Raw genomic sequence first — 15275 nt, 5'->3', positions numbered from 1 at the left:
CACGGTATCCAGCGGCGCGAGGCCGGCGCTGGCGTAGGGTCCGGCCGTGGATCTGCTCCGGCACCTGCGGCACTTCGTGGTGGTCGCGCACGAGTTGCACTTCGGGCGGGCCGCGGAGCTGCTCGGGATGGCCCAGCCGCCCCTGAGCCAGTCGATCCAGCGCCTGGAACGGGAGCTGACTGTCGAGTTGTTCGACAGGTCCCGCCGCCAGGTACGCCTCACCACGGCCGGTGAGCTGCTCCTCGGCGAGGCTGAGGAGCTGCTCGCCGGTGCGGGTCGGCTTCGTAGTCTGATGGGCCAGATCCGCGCGGGTGAGCTGGGCGTCCTCCGGGCCGGGGTGCCGCCGGAGACGCCCGCGGTGACGCTGCGCGCGCTGCTGGACGGGCTCACCACCCGGGCGCCCGGCCTGGACGTGGAGCTGCACGAGCTGACCACCGCCGAGCAGGCCCGGATGCTCGGCGAGCGGACTCTGGACGTGGGGCTCGTGCACCACCCGGTGACCGCGGACGGGCTGCGTTTCGGCGCCCCGGTGGACGTACCTCTCGGGGTGTTGCTGCCGCGGACCTCGCCGCTGGCCCGGGGTCGTGCGGTGGCGCTCGCGTCGCTCGCCGGTCTGGATCTGGTGGCCGCGCCCCGGGCGACCGCGCCCGGTTGGCACGACCACCTGCTGACGGTGTGCCGGCAGCACGGTTGGCGTCCAGCCCGGGTCCGGCCGGCCCGCAACCCGGAGTTCCTCTTCGGGCTGGTGCTCGCCGGCGGCGCGGTGGCCGTGGAACCGGCGACGGTGGCGCGTCGGGAACCCCGGATCGCCTGGCGCCCGATCGACGGCGTGTCGCTGGTCCGGCGCACCTCGGCGGCCTGGCCGGACCGGTCGGCGCACCCGGCGGCGTCGATGTTCGGGCAGCTCGCCGCCGAGGTGCTGGCCGACGCGGGGCCCGTCGCGTCCGCGCCCGCGCCGACGTCGGTGCCGGCGGCCCGTCCCTGGCCGGTGCTCTTCGACACGACCGGGTGAACAGTTCCCGCGTTGCGCTCGTCACCCCGGGTTGGCCGGTGGATCGCCGTCCGCTCGGGTATGGATGACAGGCAACGAAGACGACGCGAAGGAGCCGCAATGGCAAACACCGTTCCTGACATCAGCCTGAACGACGGCACCACCATTCCGCAGCTCGGCTTCGGCGTGTTCCAGATCGAGCCGAAGGACACCGTCGCGGCGGTGACGACGGCCCTGGAGACGGGCTACCGGCACATCGACACCGCTGAGATGTACGGCAACGAGGCCGAGGTCGGCGAGGCGGTCCGGGTGTCCGGCCTCGACCGGGGCTCGGTCTACGTGACGAGCAAGCTGAACAACGCCTTCCACCGCCCCGACGACGCCCGCCGGGCGTTCGACTCGACGCTCGCGGCGCTGAAGATGGACTACATCGACCTGTTCCTGATCCACTGGCCGCTGCCGACCCTGTACGACGGTGACTACGTCTCGACCTGGAAGGTGCTTGAGGAGTTCCAGCGCGACGGCCGCGCCCGCTCGATCGGCGTGTCGAACTTTCAGGTGGCACACCTGCGGCGGCTGGCCGACGAGGCGAGCGTGGTGCCGGCGGTGAACCAGATCGAGGCGCACCCGTACTTCGGTAACGACGAGGTCCGCGCCTACGGCCGGGAGCACAACATCCTCACCGAGGCGTGGTCGCCGATCGCCCAGGGCAAGGTGCTCGACGACCCGACCGTGGTCGACATCGCCGAGCAGGTCGGCCGGACCCCGGCGCAGGTGGTGCTCCGCTGGCACGTGCAGCGCGGCGACATCATCTTCCCGAAGTCGACCACTCCCAAGCGGATCGAGGAGAACACCCGGATCTTCGACTTCGAGCTTGACGACGCGGCGATGGAGCGGATCACCGCGCTGGACAAGGGCGAGGCCGGGCGGCAGGGCCCGAACCCGGACACCTTCGCCTACCTGCCGGCGTAACGCGACGGCCAGCGGCGACGCCACTGAAAGGGGGGCCCGGTCGGGCCCCCCTTTTTCGCGTGAAAGGACCGCCGCCGGCGATGTCGCTCCGCCGTACCCTCCTGCTTCCGCTGTCGTTGCTCCTGCTCGGCTCGGCGGCCTGCGCACCGAGCCAGGCCGCCGAGGCTCCCCGCTGGTCCGCGCCGTCGGTGTCGGCCTCGCCGACCCCGCCGAAGCCGCGTCCGGCGCCGACCTCCACGGCCGAGGTCCGCAGCCGGGTCACCGCATCGATGCTGAACCTGGACGCGCAGTTCCACCCGGAGACCGCCCAGTACACCGACGAGAACACCAATGCGTGGAAGCTGATATCCCTGTGCCGGGCGAGCCTGCCGTCGGACATCAAACGCACCGCCCAGCGGGAGCGGCTCTGGGACGGCGAGAGCGTGCGGATCCGGCAGTACGTGGTCGGCTACCTGAAGGTGCCCGGCCGCAAGCTCGCCGACGAGCTGCGGTCGGTCCTGTCGACGTGCAAGGAGTACGAGGTGCCCGACGACGGGCGCACATCGACGATCGTGCGGCCGTCGCCTCCGCCGGTGCCGAACGGCCCCGACGTGATCACCTTCTGCGAGCGGCTGAAGGGAAACGCGACCCGGCACCAGTGCACGCTGATCCTGGTGCGCGGCAACTTCGTCATGGAGGTGGACGCCTCGGCGAGCGACGGTGACCTGGCGGCGAGCACCGCGCTGATCGCGAAGATCGCGCCGTTGGCGGTGGCCGCCTTCGAGAAGGCCGTCTGAACGCCACCGTGGGGCGGACACCACCGCGGTGGCGCCCGCCTCTCCCCCGGCTGGCGACCCCGTCGGCTGCCGCTCAGGTCAGGAGCCGACGCGCTCGGCGATCCGGCGGAACACCGCGTGGGTCGCCGAGCCGGGCTCGGGGACGTAGACGATCATCCGCTGATCGGTCTCCGGCACCAGCAGGACGCGGCACTCGAACTCCAACGGCCCCAGGTCGGGGTGCGGCACCCGCTTGACGACCGGACGGCGTTCCTCGACGTCGTGCTCCGCCCAGAGCCGAGCGAACCGGGGCGAGGTGCCGAGCAGCTCGGTAACCAGTTCGCGGATCGCCGGGTCGGCCGGGTAGCGGCCGTAGGCGGCCCGCAGGTCCGCGACCGTGCTGCGCACGAATCGGATCACCTCGGCATCGGTCCAGTGCGCGCCGGTCGCCGGCTGCCGAAACGTCCAGCGGATCATGTTGCGGTCCGCGTCCGGCACGGCCGCGAGATCCCCCACGAAGTACGTGGCCAGGCGGTTCCAGGCCAGCACGTGGTACGCGGCGTCGACGAGGTACGCCGGGGTTTCGGTCATCGCGTCGAGCAGGTGCCGTATGCCGGGGGTCACCTCCCGGCTCGGCCCGCCGGCCGGGAGCGGATTTTCCCCGGCGATCCGGAACAGGTACTCCCGCTCGTCGCGGCTCAGCAGCAACGCCCGGGCCATCGCCGCGAGCACCTGCCGGGACGGGTGCGGCCCCCGGCCCTGCTCCAGCCGGATGTAGTAGTCGATCGACATCCCGGCGAGCTGGGCGACCTCCTGCCGGCGCAGGCCGGGGGTGCGCCGGCGTACCCCGTCGGGGAGGCCGACCTCGGCGGGGCGCAGCCGGGCGCGACGGTTGCGCAGGAACGCCGCCAGTTCGTCCCGCCGCAGGCCGCTGCTCGTCATGCCTCCAGCATGCCCCGGCCCGGGCCCGCCAGGGTGGTACCGCCGGTCCCAGCCTCGTTCCGTCTCTCCCCCGGTGCCGCCGGCGGGGACAGGCTCGACGGCATGACGAACATGACCGCCCTGATCACCGGGGCCAACAAGGGGATCGGCTTCGCCACCGCCCGACAGCTCGGCGCCCTCGGGATGACAGTGCTGGTGGGCGCGCGCGACGCCGAGCGTGGCCGGGCAGCGGAACTCAAGCTGCGCGACGGCGGCGCGGACGCGGCGTTCGTGCCGCTGGACGTCACCGACGCCGAGTCGGTCACGGCCGCCGCGAAGCGGGTGGAGACGGAACACGGCCGGCTGGACGTGCTCGTCAACAACGCCGGCATCGTCCTCGCCGACGGCACGCGGGGGCTGCCCAGCGAGACGACTGTGGCGACGCTGCGCCGGCTGTACGAGACGAACGTGTTCGGGGTGGTGACAGTGACAAACGCGCTGCTGCCGCTGCTGCGCCGGGCACCCGCGGCCCGGATCGTCAACGTCTCCAGCGAGGTCGGCTCGATCGCGGTGATGACCGACCCGGCCGGCGCGTTGTTCGAGTTGACCTCCGTGCCGTACCCGTCGTCGAAGGCGGCGCTGAACATGCTCACCGCCATGTACGCCAAGGAGTTGCGGGACACCCCGATCAAGGTGAACGCGGCGAACCCGGGCTACTGCGCCACCGACCTCAACGGCCACCACGGCTTCCGCACCGCCGAGCAGGGCGCGGAGGTGAGTACGCACCTGGCGACGTTGCCGGCCGACGGTCCGAGCGGGCTGCTCTGGGGTTTCCAGATGGACGCCGGCGGCGGGTACGGCGTACTGCCCTGGTGAACGAGCGCTTGACCTGGAGCGCACTCCAGCCGCCAGGGTGATCCTCGGGCGCCCACCGGTAGGGCGCACGGAAGGAGATCCCATGCGGTACCGCACGATCGGCACCGACCCGGCGACCCGGCGCGAGGTCAGCGTGCTCAGCCTCGGCGCGATGCTGTTCGGCAGCGCCACCGACGAGGCCACCTCGTACGCGATCCTCGACCGGTACGTCGAGGCGGGCGGCACCTTCATCGACACCTCGGACAACTACGCGTTCTGGGTCGACGGCTCGCAGGGCGGCCAAAGTGAGGAGTTGCTCGGACGGTGGCGGCGCAGCCGGGGCGTCGGCACCGAGATCGTCATCGCCACCAAGTTGGGTGCCCGTCCGCTGGCCCCCGGCACCAGCTACCTGGACAACGCCGAGGGCCTGTCGGCGAAGGTGATCCGCGAGTCGGCGGAGCGCAGCCGCGACCGCCTCGGGGTGGACCGGCTGGACCTGCTCTACGCGCACATCGAGGACCGGACGGTGCCCCTCGCGGAGACCGTGGAGGGCTTCGCCGAGCTGGTCGCCGAGGGGACTGTGGGCCTGCTGGGCGCGAGCAACCACCGCGCCTGGCGGGTGGAGCGGGCCCGCGCCCTGGCCGCCGCCGCCGGCCTGCCGGGGTACGAGGTGCTCCAGTACCACCGCAGTTACCTGCCGAACCGCACCGACCTGGTCAGCGAGCTGGACCCGGACGGCGAGCCGGGCGGTGTCGGTGGTGACCTGCTCAGCTACCTGCGGGCCGAGCCGGAGCTGACCCTGGTGGCGTACTCGCCGCTGCTCAAGGGGGCGTTCACCAGGGCGGACAAGCCGCTCAGCGCCGCGTACGACCTGCCGAGCGCACCCCGACGGTTGGCCGTGCTGCGGGAGGTGGCCGGGCAGACCGGCGCGACTGTCAACCAGGTGGTCCTGGCCTGGTTGCTGGGCGGCGACCTGCCGTCCATCCCGCTGGTGGGCGCCTCCTCGGTGGCGCAACTGGAGGAGAGCCTGGCAGCGGTGGACCTGGAGTTGACCGCCGAGCAGCGGCACCGCCTCGACACCACCTGGTGACCTGTCACCGGCCGCCCCGTCGACCTCAACCCTCGGTCGGCGGGGCGGTCAGGTCGAGCTGCCAGTCGTTGGCGCGCATCATCTGCCCCGGTGGGTATTCGAAACCGGTCTCACCGAGCAGTGTGAACCCGGCCTTGCGGCAGACCGCGTTCGAGGCGAGGTTGTCGACCGAAGGGTAGGCGTGAGCGTGGCGGTGGGTCCGCCGGGCGCGGGCCACGTCGACCACCGCGCGCACCGCGGCGGTGGCCAGCCCCTGCCCCCGGTACGCGGGCAGCACCGCCCAGCCCATCTCGTAGACCCGCTGGTCCCGCCACTGCCGGGACCAGTAGGCGACGCTGCCCACCCGCGCCCCGTCCGGCAGGACCATGACGAACATGCAACCCTGACCGTCGTCGGCGAAGTGCAGGTAGCGCTCGTGCCGGACCAGCACCTGCTCGTCGGTTTCCGGGCCGCCGGTGTGCTTGCGCGTCTCCGGGGTGTTGAGCCGCCGCAGCAGGTCGAGATCCTCCTCGCGCCACGGGTCGATGCGTACCTGAGCCATCCCACTCCCCTGTTCGTCGACCCCAGTCAAGCCGATCCCCACCGACATTCCACAGCGAAACGCCGCCCGCTAGATCGGATCTAGCGGGGTCCGGCCGCCGTCTCGCGCCGTGCTGGTGGAAGGGGGGTGGCGATGAGGACACCGTTGCGGGTCGCCGTGATCATCGGCAGCACCCGGGAGGGACGCGCCGGTGACCGGGTCGCCGGCTGGTTCGTCGATCAGGCCGTGCGGCACGACGACCTGGCGGTGACTGTCGTTGACCTGACCGAGTACGACTTCCCGGGCCGCTACCCCGCCGAGCCGACCCCGTCCATCCGGGCGTTCGTCCGCGAGGTGGGCCGGGCGGAGGCGTTCGTCGTGGTCACCCCCGAGTACAACCACAGCTTCCCGGCGCCCTTGAAACAGGCAATCGACTACGCGTACGACGAGTGGCAGGCCAAACCGGTCGGCTTCGTGTCGTACGGCTGTCGGTCCACCGGCCGGCACGCGGTCGACCAGCTACGCACGGTCTTCACCGCGCTGCACGCCATGACGGTGCGCGACGTCGTCGGAATCGACCTGCTCGCCGGCGAGCCGACGCCGCAGTGCACCGACGAGGTGCGCCGGGACGTCGGCGTCCTGCTCGACCAGCTCCGCTGGTGGGGTCTGGCCCTGCGCGACGGCCGGGCCGCCCGGCCCTACGTCTCCTGAGGAAACGCCCACACCGAAAGGTACGAATCATGAGTAGACGCACCACCGGCCTGGCCATCGAGGCCGAGGGACTGACCCGCTCGTTCGGCGACACCCGGGCGTTGGCCGGCATCGACCTCCAGGTGCCCGCCGGCACCGTCTACGGCCTGCTCGGCCCGAACGGGGCGGGCAAGACCACAGCCGTCCGGGTGCTCGCGACGTTGCTGCGCCCCGACGGTGGTTCGGCCCGGGTGTTCGGGCACGACGTGGTCACCGAGGCCGACAAGGTCCGCTCCCGGGTCAGCCTCACCGGCCAGTACGCCTCGGTCGACGAGGACCTGACCGGTACGGAGAACCTGGTGCTCCTGGGCCGCCTGCTCGGCCTGCGCAAGCCGGCCGCCCGGGACCGCGCGGCGGCCCTGCTCGCCGCGTTCGGTCTGACCGAGGCGGGTGACCGCCAGGTGAAGAAGTACTCGGGCGGGATGCGGCGGCGCATCGACATCGCCGCCAGCATCCTCAACACCCCTGACCTGCTCTTCCTCGACGAGCCGACGACGGGCCTCGACCCGCGCAGCCGCAACCAGGTGTGGGAGATCGTCCGGGCGGTGGTGTCGCACGGCACGACGGTGCTGCTGACGACGCAGTACCTCGACGAGGCCGACCAGCTCGCCGGGCGGATCGCGGTCGTCGACCACGGCCGGGTGATCGCCGAGGGCACCCCGGGTGAGCTGAAGTCGTCAGTCGGCTCCGGCACCGTCCACCTGCGACTGCGTGACCCCGCTCAACGGCCCCAGGCGGAGCAGGTGCTCCGCGAGGCGCTCAACGTGCCGGTGCAGCTCGCCGCCGACCCGGTGGCGTTGACCGCCCGGGTCGGCGAGGCCGGCACCGACCTCGACGCCAGCGCCCAGGCCTCTCGTGCGCTCGGCGACCTGGCCCGCGCCGGCATCGTCGTGGACAACTTCTCCCTGGGCCAGCCGAGCCTGGACGAGGTCTTCCTGGCCCTGACCGATCACCCGGCCGTGCCGGCCGACGAGCACGACAACGAACTGGAGACGGCCCGATGAGCAACGCCACGACCACCACGACCGAACGGGCGCCGGCTGTCTACGTCCCGTCCGCCGAGGCGCTGGCGACGGTGCTCGCGCCCGGTGCCCGACCGCCTCGACCGAGCGCGCTGGGCGCGTCGCTCACCTTCGGCTGGCGGGCCATGCTGAAGATCAAGCACGTGCCGGAGCAGCTCTTCGACGTGACCGCGTTCCCGATCATCATGGTGCTGATGTTCACGTACCTGTTCGGCGGCGCCCTCGCCGGCAGCCCGCGCGAATATCTCCAGTTCTTCCTGCCCGGCATCATGGTGACAAGCGTCGTGATGATCACCATGTACACCGGTATCGGCCTCAACACCGACATCGAGAAGGGCATCTTCGACAGGTTCCGGACGCTGCCCGTCTGGCGTCCCGCCGCCCTGGTCGGCATGATCTTCGGCGACGTGCTGCGCTACATCCTGGCCGCCGTGGTGATCCTGGGCCTCGGACTGGTGCTCGGGTTCCGCCCCGCCGGCGGGGTGGTCGGTGCGGCCGTCGGGATCGGGCTGCTGGTGGTCTTCTCGTTCGCGTTCTCCTGGGTGTGGACGTTCTTCGGACTGATCCTGCGCAGCGAGAAGTCGGTGATGGGGGTCAGCATGATGGTGCTGTTCCCGTTGACGTTCCTGAGCAACGTCTTCGTCGAGCCGAGCACCATGCCCGGCTGGCTCCAGGCGTTCGTGAAGGTCAACCCGGTGACGCAGTTGGTGGCCTCGATCCGCGGTGCGATGAGCGGCGAGTCGGACCCGACGGCCACGATGTGGCTGCTGCTGTGGAGTGCCGGCTTCGTGCTCGTCTTCGGCACCCTGACCATGTACAGGTACAACCGCCGCTGACCCTGTCCCACCCCACCCCACCCCACCCTCGCCACGGCAGGGGTGGGGTGGGTCGTTCTCAGAGCCGCCAGGGCAGTGGCTCGGGGGGCAGGTAGCGGCAGGTGGTGCCGGTCGAGACGGATTCGCGCAGGTGGCCGGCGAGGGCCGGGTGCCGCTCGTCGAGCTTGCGCAACGTGTCCCGGATCCGCGCGGTCACCGTCTTGCGGGCCCGCTCGGCCTCGTCGCCGAGCCGGCGACTCCGGCCGGCCAGCCCCGCCGCGGCACGCAGTTCGTCGAGCAACGCACCCCGTTCGACGTCCAGCGCGGCCACCTTCCGGTCGTCGTCGCGTGCCGCGGCCCGGTCGATCTCCTCGTCGAGACGTGCCAGGTGTTGCCGGTAGCGGGCCTTCGCCTCGTCGTCGAGGACGGGATCGGCACCCATCCGGCGGGCGGCCACCAACTCCGGGCCGGCGGCCGGGTCGAGCAGCTCCACCGCCGGCAGGTCGCTGCCCGGCCGACTCAGCAGCAGGTGCAGATCGCGCAGGCCCTTGGCGTCCGGCAGGTGCACCACCGACCCGGCGTACCCGAGTCGCCAGACCGGCCCGTCGCGCCGAAACTCGTACCCCTCGCCGGCCGGCGCGTCTGCTGCGGCCTGCCCTGCGCCGATTGTGACTGGCCGGACGCCCTGGTCCGGCGCGGCCGGCTGGCCGGACCAGGCTGCTGCGGTCGGTCCCGGCGCGACGACCTGGTGTGCGGTGGCGGTGGGCCCGGCCGCAGCGGTGGAGGTCACGCCGAGCCGGTGGAGCACCTGCGTCATGCCGAGAGCTGTTGCCTCCCGGACGGTGGTGGCGCGCAACGCGGCAAGCGTCGCGGCGTCGGCCGGGCGGCCCCGCCCGGCGAGGGCGTTCGCCAGGCCGGCGCGGGCGATGAGCGACCAGGGGCGGGAGCCCAACCGGTCGGCGGAGTCACGCGCGGCAGTGAAGCCGGCGACGGCGTCGTCCCAGCGCTGTTGGGCGGCGTCGACAAGCGCCAGCCAGTGGTCGACGGGACCGCTGATGTCGCAGCCGAACAGCCCCACCGTCCACTCTCCGCGGTGCGGGGCGAGCGCGGCCCGCGCGGCGTCGCAGCGTCGCGGGTCGGCGGACGCCGCGGCGACCTGCGCGCGCAACCGTAGCCAGAGCGGCGACACCGGGCGCGGGTACCGGATGGTGGCCGCCTCGATGCCGGTGGTCAGCCGGACCGTCGTCTCGTCGTCGCCTCGCTCCGCCGCGGTGATCGCCCGCAGCAACTCCCGGTAGGGGTAGTCGACCGGTGCCAGGCCGTCCAGCAGGGTTTCGGCCTCGGCGTGCCGGCCCTGCAACAGCAGCCGGGACCAGCGCAGGTGATGACCCATGAAGCCGAACTCGGCATGGCTCAGGTCGGTGATGTCGGCGAACCTCCTGTCGGCCTCGGCGAAGTCCCCTCGGAAGGCCGCGATGATCGCGCTGTCGACGGTTGCCGCCATCCGGTGCCGAGCGAGGTCGCCCCGCCGGTCGACGCTCACGAAGGTGGTGAACTCCTCGTTGAAGCGGGGGTCGCCCAACTCCAGCAGCGCCACCCAGCGCAGCGAGGTGGCCCAGTGCTCGGTCTCGCGGTCTCCCGTGCGGCGGGCCACGTCGCGGATCTCGGCGGTCAGCGCGGCTCGGGTCGCCGCGGTGCCCAGCCCCCAGGTGGTGTCGTGGCGGGCCCAAAGGCTGAAGGTGAGCGCCTCGTCGTCCCGCCCTCGACGGGCGATCGACTCGGTGGCGGTGATCAGGTCGGCGATCAACGCGCCGACCGACGCGGCGGGGCCCGGTTCGCCGATCAGCCGCCGGTACGCCTCGCGGACCAACTCCGCCGCCTCGATCGAGTCGGCGGTCTCCACCTGGCGGGCGCGGTTGACGATGAGCGCTACCCGGGCCAGCAGGACCGGGTCGTCGAGGGTGCGGGCCAGTGTGCCGGCCTCGCTGAGCAGTCGCCCGGCCTCCTCCCGGCCGGCGTGGTGATATTGCGCCTCACCGAACTCGACGAGGATCCGCACCCGTTGCGTCCGGTCCTCGACGACCTCCAGCGCCCGGCGGAAATGCACTGCGGCCTCGTCGGTGGCAAGCCTGGCGAAGGCGTCCCGGCCGGCGGCGACAAGCAGCGTGGCCACCCGGGCCCGGTCGAGCGCCGGGCCGGCGAGGTAGGCGTGCCGGGCCAGGTCGGCCGGGATCAGCAGGTCGGTGAGCTCCCGCAGGGAGTCGACCGCCCGGACCACAGCGCCGTGCCGGGCCTGCCGGTCGTCGTCGGCCAGACCGTCGTAGAGCGTCTCGCGGACCAGGTCGTGGGCGAAGGTGAACCGGCCGCCGCCCCGGGCGACCACCAGGCGGGCGGTCAGCGCGCGGTCGAGCAGCCGGTCGACCTGCGCCACGGGGGCGGTCACGCACGCCGCGAGGACCTGACGGTGGAACTCGCGACCCAGCACGGCGGCGACGGTGAGCGCCTCGACCACGGGCGGGGGCAGGAGGGCCAGGCGACGCCGCACCGCCTCCCGTACGCCGGGCGCGATCGTGTCCGCGGCCTCGTCGGCGTGCCACAGCCGGGCGGTCTGCTCGATGAAGAACGGGTTGCCGCCGGTGCGCCGGTGCACCTCGTCGACGAGGCCGGCATCCGGCTCCCGCCCGGCGGTCCGGGTCATCAGCGCCGCCACCTCGTCCCGGGAGAGGCCGGTGAGGGTGACGGTGGTGGCCTTCGCGACAAGCGGCATCAGCAACGGTCGGAGCGGGTGCTCACCCGACTCGACCTCGGCGTCGCGGTAGGTGCCGATCAGCAGGAGGCGCTCGAACCAGGTGTGCTGGGCGGCGAAGCTCAGCAGCCGCAGTGAGGCCGGGTCGGCCCAGTGCAGGTCGTCGAGGATGACCACTACCGGCCGGCGCTGGGAGACCGCGACAAGTGCGGCCGTCACCCCGTCGTACAGCGCGAACGCCTCCTGGTCGGCGACGTCCGGGCCGGTGTCGACGCCGGCCCAACCGGTCAGGCGGTCGGCCTGCTCCTTGCTGGTGCCGGACTCGCCGAGCAGGGCCGTGAGGGCCGGTTCGGCGGCCTGCCGCGCCACCGCCCAGTCGTCGGCGGAACGTCGCAGACCGCGCAGCACCTGCACCCACGGCCAGTAGCCGGGGGCGCTGTCGGAATCCCAGCAGGCGGCGCCGAGCACCAGCGCGCCCCGCTGCCGGGCCTCCCGCGCCGCGGACGTGACAAGGGTCGTCTTGCCGATGCCCGGCTCGCCGGTGACCAGGGCGAGGCCGCCGTGGCTGGTGGCGGCCCGGTCCAGCTCGGCGCGCAGCAGACCTGCGGGGTGATCCCGCCCGATGATGGCGTCGCCGCGCCGCGCGTCCATGGTTCCCAGACGGTACTGGAACCCCCCGACACCGGCCGTCGAGATTTGACAGTGCCATAGCTAGCGGTTATCTATTAGCGGTCTATTCGAGGGGTGTGCCGGGGTGCAGGACGTGGTGCTGGCCATGCTGGCCAAGGAGCCGGCGCACGGGTACGAGTTGCGCAGCCGGATGCGAAACGCGCTCGGCCCGCTCGGGGAGGCGATGAACGCGGGGCAGGTCTACGTGACGCTGGCCCGGTTGGCGAAGGCCGGCCTGGTGACCTCCGAACAGGCCGAGGGCCTGCCGGACCGGCCCGACCGACGGGTCTACGCGTTGACCCCCGCCGGACAGCAGCGGGTGGCCGGCTGGCTGACCGAGGTGAGCTGGCCGAAGCCGGACCTCACGGAGTTTCACCTGAAGCTGGTGGCGGCTGCGGCTGCCCGGTTGGCCGATCCGGTCGCGTTGGTGGACGCGCAACGGCGTGAGGTGCTGCGCCGTCTGCGTGACGCGCAACGGGCGGCGTTGGAGCGGTCGGTGGATCCGGTTGCCGGATTGCTGTTGGAGGGCGTCGTGTTGCGGCTGCGGGCTGATCTGGAATGGCTGGAAGCGTGCGAGCGCATGTGGTCCGAGCGTGATCGAGCTGGACGGAAGGCGGGGGCATGACCGGGTCGATGGCGGTGCGGACGCGCGGGCTGACCAGGTGGTACGGCTGGGACAACGCGCTGGTACGCGCGGTCGACGAGGTCGACCTGGACGTGCCCGCCGGCCAGACGTTGGCGATCATGGGGCCCAGCGGGTGCGGTAAGTCGACGCTGCTGCACCTGCTGGGCGGGCTACAGCGCCCCACTGCCGGCGAGGTGTGGCTGGCCGACCGCCGGATCGACACGATGAGCGAGCGCGCCCTCGCCCGGCTGCGGCGCGACACCGTCGGTCTCGTCTTCCAGTCCTTCCACCTCATGGACGAACTCACCGCGGTGGAGAACGTCGAGATGGCCGCCCTGCTGGCCGGGTGGTCGCCGGGTCGCGCTCGGCGGCGCGCCCTGCACCTGCTCGACCAGGTCGGGCTGGCCGACCGCGCCACGCACCTCCCCTCGGCACTCTCCGGCGGCCAGCGCCAACGCGTCGCCATCGCCCGCGCACTGAGCAACGAGCCGCACGTCGTGTTGGCCGACGAACCGACCGGCAACCTGGACAGCGCCGCCACCCTGGAGGTGCTGAGACTGTTCGAGGAGTTGCGCAACACCGGGCAGACACTTGTCGTGGTCACCCACGACGCCCGCATCGCGGCGGTCGCAGACCGGGTGATCTCCATGCGGGACGGGGCCTTCGCCGACGACAGCCTCCTCAGCGACACCGGCACCGTCTACGGCGAGGTGCGCTGAGGTGGCTGGCCGTCTGCTGCTCATCTGGCGACTGCTGATCCGAGGGCTGCGTCAGCACCGGACGGAGAACGTGCTGCTACTGGTCGCCATCACCGCCGCGACCGCGACGTTGACTCTCGGCCTCACCCTCAACGAACTCGTCACCCGCCCGTACGAGCGCACCCAGGCCGCCACCGCCGGGCCCGACCTGGTGGTGGAGCCGGGCTTCACCGGTCCGGAGGCCCTCGACGCGCTCGCCCCGCTGGCGACGCTGCCCGGCGTCACCGAGCACAGCGGGCCCTTTCCGCTGGCCTTCCTGGCACTGACCGCCCGCGACACCACCGTCCGGGTCATCGTCGAGGGCCGTGACGAGGCACCCGCCGCCGTCGACCGGCCTGCAGTGACCGACGGCACCTGGGTACGCCCCGGCGGCGTCGTGGTCGAACGCACCTTCGCCGACGCTCTCGCCATCCGCCCCGGCGACACAATCACCGTCGAAGGCCACCCGCTGCACGTGGCCGGGATCGCGATCACCGCCGCCAGACCGGCGTACCCGCGCCCCGGGTGGCACCTCCCGGGCAGCGTGCTGACCGAGGGTGGCGGCCTGGTCTGGGTCGACCGCGGCGACATCGCTCCGCTCGCCGGTGAGCAGCCACTGTCGTACACCCTGAACCTCACACTGGCCCACCCGGGACGCGGCGTCGCCGCGATCGAACCGTCGCTCGGCGACACTGAGCACGATCCGAGGTTTCACGGTTGGCGCTTCAGCACCGAGCGGCAGATCGCCGAGGCCAGCAGCAGGTTGAACGGCCCGGCGCGGCAGGCCCTGCTGATCGGCAGTTGGCTGCTGACCGCCCTCGCGGTGACCGGCGTCGCTGGCATCGTCGCGGGCCGGGCCATCGGCCAGCGCCGTCGGGTGGGGCTGCTCAAGGCCGTCGGGGCTGGGCCCGCCATGATCGCCATCAGCCACCTCGTCGAGTACCTCGTGATCGGGCTTGTCGCCGCCGGGACGGGTCTCGCCGCCGGTTGGCTCGCGGCGCCCACGCTGTTCCGCCCGGCCGTCGGGCTCATCGGCTCGGTCGGCGTCCACCCGCCACCGCTGCGCATCGTCCTCGCGGCGACCGCGCTCGCCCTCGGAATCTCGGTCGCGGCGACCCTGGGATCGGTGGTCCGCGCCGCCACCACCAGCACCATCCATGCGCTGGCCGACGCCGCGACGCCACCGCGACGCCGTGGGTGGGCCATCTGGCTGTCGCGCCGGCTGCCCACCGCTCTCCTGATCGGGGTACGCATCAACGCGCGCCGACCGCGCCGCGCCCGGCTTGTCACTGTGAACACCCTGATCGCCACGACCGCGATCGCCGTTGTGCTGATGGCCTTGGCCCAGCGTCGCGACCCGTTGAATCTCGGCTACTCGGCGCTTCCCGACACCCGCGACGAGCGCACCACCCAGGCCATGCTCCTCGTGGTCGGCGTGGTATGCGTCCTGGCACTGCTCAACACGGTCGTGAGCACCTGGACCGCGGTCCTCGACTCCCGGCATCCGCTGGCGATCGCCCGCGCGCTCGGCGCGACACCCGGGCAGGCCGGGATGGGTCTGGCGATTGCACAGCTACTTCCCGCGATACCGGGCGTCGCCGGTGGAATCCTCGTGGGACTGGTCAGCTACTTCGCCGGGGACGACAACCGGTACGCGCCCGCCTCCTGGATGCTCGGCGCGGCGTGCGGAGTGCTGCTCGCCGTCGTCACGCTCACCGCCGTGCCGGCCCTGGTCGCCGCACGCCACCCGGTAGCGAAGACCCTCCAGTCGGCGGAGACCTGACCTATCGCTCCCTACACTTCCCTA

General features: G+C 72.4%; 14 protein-coding genes. 11 read left to right on the top strand and 3 right to left on the bottom strand.

The features are described from left to right. The first annotated feature begins 46 nt into the window (after positions 1-46). The 3 genes from AB0F61_RS02705 to AB0F61_RS02695 all read left to right on the top strand — a co-directional run bounded on the left by AB0F61_RS02705 (position 47) and on the right by AB0F61_RS02695 (position 2739). On the top strand, positions 47-1012 hold the full coding sequence (locus AB0F61_RS02705; protein ID WP_357802611.1) for a LysR family transcriptional regulator: 966 nt from the start codon (positions 47-49) through the stop codon (positions 1010-1012). Positions 1013-1111: 99 nt separating this feature from the next. After that, positions 1112-1963 carry an aldo/keto reductase gene (locus AB0F61_RS02700; RefSeq protein ID WP_357802609.1) on the top strand — a complete coding sequence of 284 codons (852 nt, stop codon included), beginning with the start codon at positions 1112-1114 and terminating at the stop codon, positions 1961-1963. A gap of 80 nt (positions 1964-2043) precedes the next feature. Next, a complete protein-coding gene (locus AB0F61_RS02695; protein WP_357802607.1) occupies positions 2044-2739 on the top strand; it encodes a hypothetical protein in 696 nt (231 codons plus the stop codon). Between the two features lie 78 nt (positions 2740-2817). Here the strand turns inward: AB0F61_RS02695 and AB0F61_RS02690 are convergent, their stop codons facing one another. Then, complete coding sequence (locus tag AB0F61_RS02690) at positions 2818-3660, bottom strand: helix-turn-helix transcriptional regulator (protein WP_357802605.1); 843 nt, start codon at positions 3658-3660, stop codon at positions 2818-2820. 102 nt (positions 3661-3762) lie between these two features. Here AB0F61_RS02690 and AB0F61_RS02685 point away from each other — a divergent pair, with 102 nt between their 5' ends. Beyond that, positions 3763-4515 carry an SDR family oxidoreductase gene (locus tag AB0F61_RS02685; protein WP_357802603.1) on the top strand — a complete coding sequence of 251 codons (753 nt, stop codon included), beginning with the start codon at positions 3763-3765 and terminating at the stop codon, positions 4513-4515. Between the two features lie 82 nt (positions 4516-4597). Next, a complete protein-coding gene (locus tag AB0F61_RS02680; protein ID WP_357802601.1) occupies positions 4598-5584 on the top strand; it encodes an aldo/keto reductase in 987 nt (328 codons plus the stop codon). Between the two features lie 25 nt (positions 5585-5609). On the opposite strand, the gene AB0F61_RS02675 is transcribed toward AB0F61_RS02680, so the two are convergent. Further along, positions 5610-6125, bottom strand: a complete 516-nt coding sequence (locus AB0F61_RS02675) for a GNAT family N-acetyltransferase (RefSeq protein ID WP_357802599.1) — start codon at positions 6123-6125, stop codon at positions 5610-5612. A gap of 132 nt (positions 6126-6257) precedes the next feature. Between AB0F61_RS02675 and AB0F61_RS02670 the strand changes: the two genes are divergently transcribed. Genes AB0F61_RS02670 through AB0F61_RS02660 form a run of 3 tightly spaced genes read left to right on the top strand, consistent with a single transcriptional unit; the run spans position 6258 to position 8712 of the window. Further along, the gene (locus tag AB0F61_RS02670; RefSeq protein WP_357802597.1) at positions 6258-6815 is read left to right on the top strand and encodes an NAD(P)H-dependent oxidoreductase; all 558 of its coding nucleotides are present in this window, start codon (positions 6258-6260) and stop codon (positions 6813-6815) included. A 29-nt stretch (positions 6816-6844) separates the two neighbouring features. Continuing rightward, positions 6845-7858: an ATP-binding cassette domain-containing protein gene (locus AB0F61_RS02665; RefSeq protein WP_357802595.1), complete on the top strand. Its 1014-nt coding sequence runs from the start codon at positions 6845-6847 to the stop codon at positions 7856-7858. After that, positions 7855-8712 carry an ABC transporter permease gene (locus AB0F61_RS02660; RefSeq protein ID WP_357802593.1) on the top strand — a complete coding sequence of 286 codons (858 nt, stop codon included), beginning with the start codon at positions 7855-7857 and terminating at the stop codon, positions 8710-8712. The genes AB0F61_RS02665 and AB0F61_RS02660 overlap by 4 nt, the downstream gene beginning before the upstream one ends. Before the next feature lie 58 nt (positions 8713-8770). On the opposite strand, the gene AB0F61_RS02655 is transcribed toward AB0F61_RS02660, so the two are convergent. After that, positions 8771-12088, bottom strand: coding sequence for an AAA family ATPase (locus AB0F61_RS02655; RefSeq protein ID WP_357802591.1), 3318 nt, complete (start codon positions 12086-12088; stop codon positions 8771-8773). A 103-nt stretch (positions 12089-12191) separates the two neighbouring features. Between AB0F61_RS02655 and AB0F61_RS02650 the strand changes: the two genes are divergently transcribed. From AB0F61_RS02650 to AB0F61_RS02640, 3 genes are read left to right on the top strand one after another with little or no spacing between them, the layout of a single operon-like run. Next, on the top strand, positions 12192-12731 hold the full coding sequence (locus AB0F61_RS02650) for a PadR family transcriptional regulator (protein WP_357802589.1): 540 nt from the start codon (positions 12192-12194) through the stop codon (positions 12729-12731). Further along, positions 12728-13450, top strand: coding sequence for an ABC transporter ATP-binding protein (locus AB0F61_RS02645; protein WP_357802587.1), 723 nt, complete (start codon positions 12728-12730; stop codon positions 13448-13450). Before AB0F61_RS02650 ends, AB0F61_RS02645 begins: the two co-directional genes overlap by 4 nt. A gap of 1 nt (position 13451) precedes the next feature. Then, entirely contained in the window at positions 13452-15251 is a 1800-nt protein-coding gene (locus AB0F61_RS02640) for an FtsX-like permease family protein (protein ID WP_357802586.1), read from the top strand. Positions 15252-15275: the final 24 nt, after the last annotated feature.

Origin of the sequence: Micromonospora sp. NPDC023888 (assembly GCF_040639415.1) — a bacterium.
Taxonomy (GTDB): domain Bacteria; phylum Actinomycetota; class Actinomycetes; order Mycobacteriales; family Micromonosporaceae; genus Micromonospora.
The sequence above is the reverse complement of the archived record's forward strand: the minus strand, read 5'-3'. Positions and strand labels throughout refer to the sequence as shown.